Origin of the sequence: Streptomyces sp. NPDC059256, from assembly GCF_042753785.1 — a bacterium.
Lineage (GTDB): Bacteria > Actinomycetota > Actinomycetes > Streptomycetales > Streptomycetaceae > Streptomyces.
In genome coordinates, this window is sequence record NZ_JBHYZO010000017.1 from 117,410 (window position 1) to 127,062 (window position 9,653).

The window sequence follows — 9,653 nt, forward strand, 5'->3', positions numbered from 1 at the left end:
GAAAGGCTTTCGGCAGAATGGCCCTCTACGTTACCGCCCTTATCCAATATTTATTGAACAGGGTTCCCGACAGTTAGGGAATGCGGCTGAAGCTTTTTAATCAATGTGAGTTACATAGTGCTACTAGTCACTTGATACGAGGCTTCTCGGTGTGTGCCCTGCTCTCGGCTTGTGCGGGCGACCGCGGGCGGCGGGATCGCACGAGGTCCCCTCGCGTGGCGCACTGCCCGGCGGGTGCGCCTCGTGGTCGGCCTCCGCCCTCGTTTCGGCGGCCGGTCGATGGCCGGGCGGCGAACCGCTGGCGCCCGGTCGGCGCCGAGGTCCCCGTGTGGGGCGAACGACCGGTGACGGTTGACGGCGACGGTCCGCCCGCCTAAATTTGCTGCACTTTAGATCGTTCAGTGAACCAATGTTCATGATGCGGTGATGGGAGGTTCATCAGTGGCTCGGCAGGCAGTGGTCGGCATCGATGCCGGCACGACCGCGGTCAAAGCGGTGGTCCTCGCTCCGGACGGGGAGCAACTCGGCTGGTCGCGGGCGCCTTTGACGGTCGTCCATCAGGGCGACCGGGTGGAGCAGGACATGGAGGCCGTGTGGTCGGCGGTCTGTGACGCCGTCCGTACGGCCCTTCGACAGGCCGGTGCCGACATCGATGTCAGCGCTGTCGGTGTGACGGGTCAGGGGGATGGCGCCTGGCTGGTCGACGCCACCGGACTGCCCTGTGGCCCCGCCGCCATCTGGATGGACGGCACGGCCGCGGCCCGGGTCGACCAATGGGAGCGGGACGGCCGCGGGGCACTGGTGCGGGACATCACGGGCTCCTCCCTGTTCCCCGGTGCCCTGCCGGTTCTGCTGGAGCAGCTGGAACAGGACCATCCGGCCCGGCTGGAGCGGGCCGCCCACCACCTCAACTGCAAGGACTGGATCCGCTTCCGACTCACCGGAGAGATCGCCACCGACGCCTCCGAAGCCTCCCGGACCTATGTCGACGTGGCCACGGGAGCGTACTCGGACGCATTGATCGACGGGCTGGGGCACCAGCGCTTCCGGCACCTCCTCGCGCCGGTGCGCCCACCCTGGTCCACTGCCGGCACGGTCGGTGTCGAAGCCGCCGCGGCCACCGGTCTGGTACCGGGGGTTCCGGTGGCGACCGGTCTGGTGGATGCCGCAGCGGGCGGTCTCGGTCTGGGGTCGCTGCGACCGGGCGACGCCTACCTCATCGTGGGGACGACCGCCTTCACCGCGACCGTCCGTGAAGGCAAGGGCCGCTCCCGGTCGGAAGCAGCCATCACCTTGGCCACGGGTCTCGGCCCGCAAGTCCTCGAATGCCTCGCCCCGATGGCGGGCGCGCCCAACCTCGACTGGGTCACCCGGGTGACCGGGTTGGACGGCAGCAGTTGGGCCGAGGTCGAGCAACTGGCCCGGGCAGCAGGCCCGGGCGCCGGTGGTGTCGTCTATCTCCCCTACGGCTCGCCCCACGGCGAGCGCGCCCCCTTCGTCGACCGCGCGGCGTCCGCAGCCTGGGTCGGGATGAGTATCCGTACGACGGCCGGACAGTTGGTGCGTGCCGTCTACGAGGGGATCGCGTTCACGGTGCGCGAGTGCTTGGGGGAGGCGGACTCGGTTGGCGAGAGGGTGCTGCGGATCGCCGGTGGATCGGCCTCGTCCGATCTGTTGTGCCAGATCCTCGCCGATGTGGTGGGCCGCCCGGTCGAACGCTCGACCGCACCCGAGTTGGGAGCCCGGGGAGCCGCCGCACTGGCCATGGCCAACGGCGGTACGGTCGCCGATCTCGATGCGGCACTCATGGGACTGTCCCGACCCGTTGATGTGTTCCTGCCCGACCCCACAGCGCGCGCCCTCGCGGACCGACAGGCGCTGACCTTCGCTGCCGCCAGGGACGCGCTGCGTTCCGTATGGCCGTCCCTGCGTGAACTGAGGGCCTCGACCGAGGCCGTCCCGTCCCCGTCCACTTCCTCGGAGTCGGCGCCCGACGCCGATGGAACGGAGTCCCTGTGACCAGTGCCAAGACCCTGCGGCCACGACTGCTCATCACCGCGCCCTTCGACCCCGCGGCGATCGAGCGGCTCGCCGATCTGTTCGACGTCGACGTGGCCGAGCCGTCCCTCGCGGGTGCTTCACTCGCCAGGTCCGAACTCGCCGAGCGGCTCGCGGTGGCCGACGCCGTGGTGTGCGAGGTGGACCGGGTCGACGAGCAGGCGTTGGAATCGGCCCCGGCACTGAGGTTCGTGGTCTCCTGCCGGGCCAGCCCCGTCAATGTGGATCTGCCCGCATGCACTCGACGCGGCATACCGGTGGCGACCACGCCGGCGCGCAACGCAGAGATCACCGCTGATCTCGCCTTCTCGCTGATCCTCTCCACCGTCCGCCACACCAGCGCTGCCGAGAGGTGGATGCGGGCGGGCCACTGGACCGCCGACGACATCTTCGAGCCCTATGCGCGATTTAGGGGAATCGGTTTGGGCGGGCGGACCCTGGGCATCCTGGGCGGCGGTGCCATCGGCCGCCGGGTGATGCGCCGGGCCCTGGCGTTCGGTATGGACGTCCTCGTGTACGACCCCTTCCTCGCGGCTGATGAGTTCGGGGAGCAAGCCGATGTGGTGGGCCTGGACGTGCTGATGAGCCGTTCCGACATCGTCACCGTGCACGTTCCCCTCCATGAGTCGACGGTGGGGTTGATCGGCGCCGACGAGATCGCGCTGATGCGCCCCGATGCGTATCTGATCAACGCGGGCCGCGCGGCCGTGGTCGAGGAGGAAGCGCTGCTGTCGGCCCTGCGGGAGAAGCGGATCGCCGGAGCCGGTCTCGATGTGTTCTGGAGCGAGCCCCCGGCGGCCGACGCGGAGTGGCTCCGGCTCGACAACGTCACCGTCACACCCCACATCGGCGGCGCGTCGGACGACGTCATCACCGAACACTCCCGGATCGCGGAACGCGCCCTGCGGGCCTGGGTCGAGGGCGGGCAGCCCGCAGCGGTGGCCAACGCCGCCGAGCTTCTGACCGCATCGCGGCACGCCGAGGAGTAGATGGCCCCTGGCCACAAGTCCCGCACCGCCGCTGGGGGCTTGGAGACTGACGTTCCGCCGAGCCCCATGCGCTGAGCCCCCTCCGGGCGGTCGCTTGTGCGGAGCTCGAAGGACGACTCCCTCCCGGCGCACCGGCTCTGGAGGGGCTTGGTGGCACAGCGGAGCCGATGGCTGACCGAGCCCCCTCGGCGTTCGGTCGACCATCGGCCTGTCCGGCTTCTTAGGTGTCCCGGTCCGCTCCGGTCGCGGCGCTGCCCTGTCAGAGGTGTGGGGCACCATGCGTTCATGAACCCCCGTGGCTATCTCGAATTGATCAGGGCCGACAGCGACCGGCTCCTCCTGGCCGCGTCACGAAATCCCGGTGGCGCCGTGCCGTCGTGTCCGGGATGGACTGCTCTTGATGTCGTACGGCATGTCGGGGAGGTGTATGAACACAAGGTGCTCTGCATGGAGCTGGGGCGCGAACCCCAGGACCATGAGCGCAAGCCGCAGCCGGATGCGGCCAGCGACGTGGCGGCCTGGTTCACTGCACTGCGGGACACACTCCTGAACCGACTTGCCGCTCTCGGGCCCGAGCGGAAGTCCCCCACATGGTTTCCACCGGATCAGACCGTCGGGTTCTGGTTCCGTCGGATGGCTCACGAGACTGCCGTCCACCGTGTCGATGCGGAGCTCGCCTGTGGACAGGAGACACCGTTGGCCCCCGAGTTCGCGGTGGACGGCGTCGATGAGTTTCTCGGCTTCCTCACCCATGACTTCGGTGACGGTTCCGCGCAGGTCGAGGGGGCCGATCGTACGGTGGCGTTGTGCTGCGGCGGACGGCAATGGTTGGTGACGCTGCGGGAGAGTCAGGTGGAGCATGCCGCAGAAGGGGCGGTGCCGGACGCGCGGATCGAAGGCGAGCCCGGAGATCTCCTGCTCCATCTGTGGGGGCGGCTTCCAGCAGACTCGCGGTCCCTCGTGCGTTCCGGCGACGCGACTGTGCTCGCAGCCCTCCAGTACCGGCTCCGCCAGGTGACGCAGTGATTGCGCGTGTCAGGCTCCTGAGGTGCTCGTACCGCACCGCGGAATGGGGATGGGTACGGGTTCCTCTGCAGTGGGGCTCAGTTGTCACCGGATGCGGTGATGAAGGCGGCGCCGGTCGCTGCCATCCGCTCGACTGCATAGGCCGGGTCGATCAGAGCCTCGGGGGTGTGGATGCCCGGTGTGACGGCTTCGCCGCGCAGCCCGAGCAATCGCTCGACGCCCAGGGCGATGCCGGTTGCGGTCAAGGGGCGCTGCCCTGCCGGGTGGACCAGGTAGCGGCTCGTACTGATCGGTGCACCCCCTCGGTCTACTCCTTCGAGGTCGATCCGGACCTCGAAGGAAGCGGGTTCGCCGCGGCGCCGGCCCGCGGATTGGCCGACGGCGAAGTCGAAGCGGACGTTGGGCGCGTCCGTCGCGAGGGCGAGGCTAGGTACGTCGAGGATGGCGATGCTCTGGCCGGGCAGATCGGTGCCGTCGGCACTGCGCACGTCCGCCTGTGCCTCGGGGCCGGTGACCCAGGTGAAGACGCCGTCCCGGCGCACAAGTCCCGCCGTCGTGGCCGTGGACCACCGCTGTAGATCCGCTATTCCCGCCGGTCCACCAGTGTCCAGTTCGTCCAGTACGGCACTGATCCGGATGGTGTCGATCCGGTCGAACTGCCGGGCCAAGTGCAGTGCCGCCAGGACGACGGTACCGGCGCAGTAGTGGCTGGCCACCAGGATCGGCACTCCGTTGGCGCGCTGGGCGCCCGCGATGACCTCCGGCGCGATGTCCACCAGGCCGCTGGAGATGCTGAGGTACGGCAGCCCGCGATGCTGCGCATAGTGCAGCCCGTGCAGGTGGTCGTCCCAGAGCGCGGCGACCACCGCCGAGTGGCAGCGGTCGGCCGGGAGGCCGAGATCGCTGCGCCGCAGATCGATGGTCGTGGCCGTTGCGGTGCCGAGTTCGTCGGCCACCCGCTGTGCGCGGTCGATGTCACGACCGGCGATGGTCAGCGGCAGGGTCGGGTGCCATTGGCGCAGGAGGGCGGCGGCCCCCGTGCCCGCCTGGCCCGTACCGCCCAAGATCAGTACCGATTCCGGCTGTCCCACGGTGGGTTCTCCTCACATCCATGAAGCTACATTTTGTAGCCTACGTTTTGTAGCTTAAATTGGCACGGGAACGCAAGGGAGGACCATGGCCACTACAACGACCCGCCTGTCCAGGCAGGCCAGGCGGGAGCAGCTGCTCGACACCGCCGCGGCGATCGTGCGCGCCCAGGGCGCCGATGGCCTCACGCTGGTTACCCTCGCGGAGGAAGCCGGTGTGAGCAGACCGATCGCATACGACCACTTCGCCACTCGCCCCGGCCTCCTGCTCGCGCTCTACCGACGACTCGACGAACGCCACAGGGCCGCGATCACACGGGCGTTGGGGGAGGCCGCACCCAGCGCCGGCGAGGTCGCCCGCGTCATCAGCGCCGCTTACTTCGCCTGCGCCACCGACATGCCGGAGCTCAGCGCAGTTTCCGCCGCGCTGAAAGGAAACCCGGAAGCGGAGGCGATCCAGCACGAGTTGACCGACAGCTACGCGGACCTGATGGCCACCGCGCTGCTGCCATACTCCGGCCTCGCGCCCCAAGCCCTCCGGCTGTGGTGCGTCGGCGTGCTGGGTGCGGCCGAGGCGATCGCCGCCGAGCTGAACCGGGAGCGGGTAACCGATGGTGAAGCGGTCAGTGCGTTGACCGGCTTCCTCTTGGGAGGTCTCGATGCCAGGGCCGACCGCTAGTGCTGCTCTTTTTGACTTCCTGTCTTGTGGACCTCCTGACGCGGATGGGGCGTTGGGGCCGGGCTGCGGCGGTGGCGGTCGGGTACCAACGGGGCATCCTCAGCTGAGGGCGGACGCCGGCGAAGCACCCCTCGCCATGCCGCCCGACCGCCACACATCGCTCCTTCGCCCCTACGAAGCGCACAACAGCGCACAACAGCGCACAACAGCGGGCAACAGCGCACAACTGGGCTCTGGACCGTATCGACCCGGCGCGAACACCCACTCCAGCTCAGCCGCCGCGGGTCGGCTTCAACCACCCCCACCGTGCCCCGCACCACGGAACCAGCCAGCTCAAGCAACGATCTCTGACGGGAGTGTCGGGTCGGGCGTCAGGTCCTACGCATGCTGGAGGGCAGCCAACTCCGACGCGGGGAAGGCGGCGGTCGCGTTGCCCAGCGTCAGCGCTCGATAGGTCGCCACGGCAGCCTCCTCCAGGTTCATGGCACGGCGGAACGCCATCCCTATGTCCGCGCCCAGCGATGAGCAACCGTGGTGCGAGAGCACCATGCAGTCGTGCCTGCGCGCCTGCTCGGCCGAGGCGTCGGCGAGCTCGTCCGATCCGTTGGGGTGGTACGGAACCGTGCCCACGGAACGGACGTAGTAGGCGTGGTCGAGAGTGATCAGACGAATCTCCTCACCCACGGCATCCAGGAGGACCGCATGCTGGGGGTGGAGGTGCACGACGCAGTTCACGTCCGGGCGGACCTGGTAGCTCCGTTGGTGCAGTTTCCACTCGCTCGACGGCTTAGCCGCGCCCCCGGTCCGCTCGCCCGCCACGGTCATCACGGTGAAGTCCGCCGTCTCCAGGCGATCCAGCCAGGTCCCCGCGCCGGTGATGACGAACTCATCGCCGCCCGGGAGCCGTGCGGACAGGTTCCCACCACTGGCGAGGACCAACCCGCGCTCCACGGCCAGCCGTCCGACCTCCGCCAACTGTTCGCACAGGCCCTCAAGGGTGTGTACCGGCTTCACTTCATGTCCTCTCGTTGGATCGCCGGCTGTTCATGCCGGCCCGTCCGTCGGAGCGTCGGCGCTCGCCAACAGCCCCTCGGCGGTGCTGACATCGGTCACCAGCACATTGATCAGGCCCTGGCGCACCGCGACGTCCAACGCAGGGCGCTTGTCGGCGCCGCGGGCCACTCCGATCCGGACGGGTACCGACCGCAACTGGTCCAGGTCCAGCCCGATCAGCCGTTCGTCCACCTCGCCGGCGATCGCGGCGCCGTTCGCGTCGAAGAAGCGCCCCGCGATGTCGCCCACCGCGCCACGCTCCCGGATGTCCGCTAGTTCCGTCGGGCTCAGGCCCTGGACGAGGACGCCGCCGTCCGCGCCCGTGCCACCGATCCCGGCGATCAACACGTCCGCCGATGCGGCGCGCTCCAGCGTCTCCTGGACCGCGGGGTCCTCCCGCCACACCTGAGCCGCTTCCACATTGCGTGCGAGCAGGGGTGCGGGCAGATGGTAGGCGTGCCCGCCGACGGCGGCGGCGAAGGCCAGGGCGAGTTCATGGGAGCTCGCCGCACGCGAAATGCCGCCCCTGCTGCCGGTCAGGGGCACGATGCCCAGGTTCAGCGCGGTTGCCGGCCGAAGGTGCCCGGGGATCGCGGCCACTGACCCCGACAACCCCACGGCGACGGTCGTGCCCTCTTCCAGGAAGGTGCCGATGCATTCGGCGGCCACCGCTCCCAGTGAGTGGAGGGCCCGGGCCTCGTCCGTGAACGTCGGCCCCACCCACGCCTGACGCAGGGGGTACGCCTGCCCGAGAGCTGATTCCAAGCCCACGAACAGATGGTCGTCGCTGTGCACGGTGATCTCCACGATGCCCACCCGACGGGCTTCGGCCAGCAGCCGGGTCACCTTGATCCGGGAGAGCCCACAGAGGTCGGCGATCTCCTGATGGGTCAGACCGTGCTCGTAGTACAGGCGCGCGATCTTGCCCAAGGGCGGCTGCTTCTGACCATTTGTTCTGTCCATTGATCCTCCGTTCGGATCTTGCCCCGCCGTTCAGTTGCCGGTCAAGGGTCGGCAATCCCGTCCGCGATCCCACCGGAGGTGCGCCTTCCGGCTGGTCGTGAAGGGGCCGGGGAAGGCTTGACACCCGCTGGGGTGCCACTCATATTACATGCACTTTGGTTCGAATATTGATCAGATGTTCACGCATCTGTGGTGCATGCCGGAGGGCCCATGACCATCCCGTCCCATCCCGCGGCCGAAGCCGCCGCGCCCCGTCAGGGATTCCTCGAACGCCAGGGGATCGTCCGTCCGCTGGCGTTCGGCTTCCTCGCCGTCATGCTCTTCATGGTCGGCGACGGCATCGAAGTCGGCTTCCTGTCCCCGTACCTTGAGTCCCGGGGCCTCTCCGGAAGCGAGGTCACCCTGCTCTGGACGGTGTACGGATTCGTCGTCGCCGTCGCGGCCTGGCTCTCCGGGGCCCTGGCCGAAGCCTGGGGCCCGCGTCGCGTCATGCTGCTGGGCCTCGGGATCTGGGCCGTCTTCGAGGTTCTCTTCCTGACGGTGGGCGTGGCTGCGGGGAACTACCCGGTCATGCTCCTCACCTTCGGCATCCGTGGCTTGGGCTACCCCTTCTTCGCCTACGGCTTCCTGGTGTGGATTGCCATGGAGACCCCGGGCGACAAGCTCAGCCGTGCCGTGAGTTGGTACTGGTTCGCCTCCACGATGGGCCTCGGCGTCATCAGTTCCTACTTCGCCGGTGCGGTCATCCCCGTCATCGGGGAGATGGCGACCCTCTGGCTCTCGCTCGCCTTCGTCGGGGCCGGCGGCTGTCTGATCATCTTCCTGGTCCGGGCCCGTGTCGTCACCAAGCCCCCGGAGACGACGAAGGAATCCCTCGCCAAGATGTTCAACGCCCTCACCATCGTCAAGACGCATCCCCGGGTGGGTGTCGGCGGGGTGGTCCGTCTGATCAACACCCTTTCCTTCTATGCGTTCGTGGTGTTCCTGACGACCCACATGGTGAATGAGGTCGGCTTCTCCACGGCACAGTGGCAGACCATCTGGGGCACCATGCTCCTGGCCAACGTGGTGGCCAATCTGCTCTCCGGCTATGTCGCCGACTGGATCGGCGGTGTCAACACGGTCGCCTGGATCGGTGGCCTCGGCTGTTTCGTGACGGTGCTCGCGCTCTTCTACGTCCCCCAGGCGGTGGGCCCCAACTTCGCCCTGACGCTGACCGTGGCCATCTTCTACGGGTTGGCACTCGGGGCATTCGTCCCGCTGTCCGCGATCATGCCGCTCCTCGCCCCCAAGCACATCGCCAGCGCGGTCGCCATCCTCAACCTGGGCGCGGGTCTGAGCCAGTTCGCCGGTTCCGCCATGGCCGGACTGGTCGGGCCGCTCGGCATCGAAGCCACGGTCTGGGTGATCGCCTGCGTCTATCTGCTCGGCCTCGGCCTCACGTTCTGCCTGCGGCAGCCGGCACCGGGCGCACGGTCCGATGCCGAGTCGTCCGCGAGGTCCGCGCTCAGGACCGAGCCCCCGGAGCGGCCGATCGAGGCTGCCCCCGCGGGACGGTCGGCGCGGTAGCGAGAAGCCTTCCACAGATGACGGCGGTGGTGCCCGACCTGGCGGCGGGCGCCACCGCCTCGCGCGTGGTGGACCAGACCCGCGAGGAGGGCTGAGAACCCCCTCCTGTACATCTCGCGCGTCCGGGGGGGGTGAGGCGCCCCGCACCGGACGCCCGAGGGCGGGGGGGTACGTGCCCGGCCGGGTCGGCTCCGCGGGAGCAGTGCGACGGATCTCGGGTACACAGGA

The 9,653-nt window shown here is 68.9% G+C and carries 8 protein-coding genes; 5 read left to right on the plus strand and 3 right to left on the minus strand.

Annotation, left to right across the window (positions count from 1 at the left end):
- Window positions 1-426 precede the first annotated feature (426 nt).
- From ACFXJL_RS27110 to ACFXJL_RS27120, 3 genes are all read left to right on the plus strand, one after another.
- Window positions 427-2,019 carry an FGGY family carbohydrate kinase gene (locus ACFXJL_RS27110; RefSeq protein WP_384696617.1) on the plus strand — a complete coding sequence of 531 codons (1,593 nt, stop codon included), beginning with the start codon at window positions 427-429 and terminating at the stop codon, window positions 2,017-2,019.
- Window positions 2,016-3,047, plus strand: a complete 1,032-nt coding sequence (locus tag ACFXJL_RS27115; protein WP_384696620.1) for an NAD(P)-dependent oxidoreductase — start codon at window positions 2,016-2,018, stop codon at window positions 3,045-3,047. The genes ACFXJL_RS27110 and ACFXJL_RS27115 overlap by 4 nt, the downstream gene beginning before the upstream one ends.
- A gap of 285 nt (window positions 3,048-3,332) precedes the next feature.
- Entirely contained in the window at window positions 3,333-4,073 is a 741-nt protein-coding gene (locus ACFXJL_RS27120) for a maleylpyruvate isomerase family mycothiol-dependent enzyme (protein ID WP_384641095.1), read from the plus strand.
- 77 nt (window positions 4,074-4,150) lie between these two features.
- Here the strand turns inward: ACFXJL_RS27120 and ACFXJL_RS27125 are convergent, their stop codons facing one another.
- Window positions 4,151-5,164: a saccharopine dehydrogenase gene (locus ACFXJL_RS27125; protein ID WP_384696623.1), complete on the minus strand. Its 1,014-nt coding sequence runs from the start codon at window positions 5,162-5,164 to the stop codon at window positions 4,151-4,153.
- An 85-nt stretch (window positions 5,165-5,249) separates the two neighbouring features.
- Here ACFXJL_RS27125 and ACFXJL_RS27130 point away from each other — a divergent pair, with 85 nt between their 5' ends.
- Complete coding sequence (locus ACFXJL_RS27130) at window positions 5,250-5,840, plus strand: TetR/AcrR family transcriptional regulator (RefSeq protein WP_384696626.1); 591 nt, start codon at window positions 5,250-5,252, stop codon at window positions 5,838-5,840.
- Between the two features lie 378 nt (window positions 5,841-6,218).
- Here the strand turns inward: ACFXJL_RS27130 and ACFXJL_RS27135 are convergent, their stop codons facing one another.
- Together ACFXJL_RS27135 and ACFXJL_RS27140 are read right to left on the minus strand one after the other, a co-directional pair.
- On the minus strand, window positions 6,219-6,854 hold the full coding sequence (locus tag ACFXJL_RS27135) for a class II aldolase/adducin family protein (RefSeq protein WP_384696628.1): 636 nt from the start codon (window positions 6,852-6,854) through the stop codon (window positions 6,219-6,221).
- 30 nt (window positions 6,855-6,884) lie between these two features.
- Window positions 6,885-7,856: a sugar-binding transcriptional regulator gene (locus ACFXJL_RS27140; protein WP_384696631.1), complete on the minus strand. Its 972-nt coding sequence runs from the start codon at window positions 7,854-7,856 to the stop codon at window positions 6,885-6,887.
- A 210-nt stretch (window positions 7,857-8,066) separates the two neighbouring features.
- On the opposite strand from ACFXJL_RS27140, the gene ACFXJL_RS27145 reads away from it, so the two are divergent.
- The gene (locus ACFXJL_RS27145; RefSeq protein WP_384696634.1) at window positions 8,067-9,425 is read left to right on the plus strand and encodes an MFS transporter; all 1,359 of its coding nucleotides are present in this window, start codon (window positions 8,067-8,069) and stop codon (window positions 9,423-9,425) included.
- Window positions 9,426-9,653 lie beyond the last annotated feature (228 nt).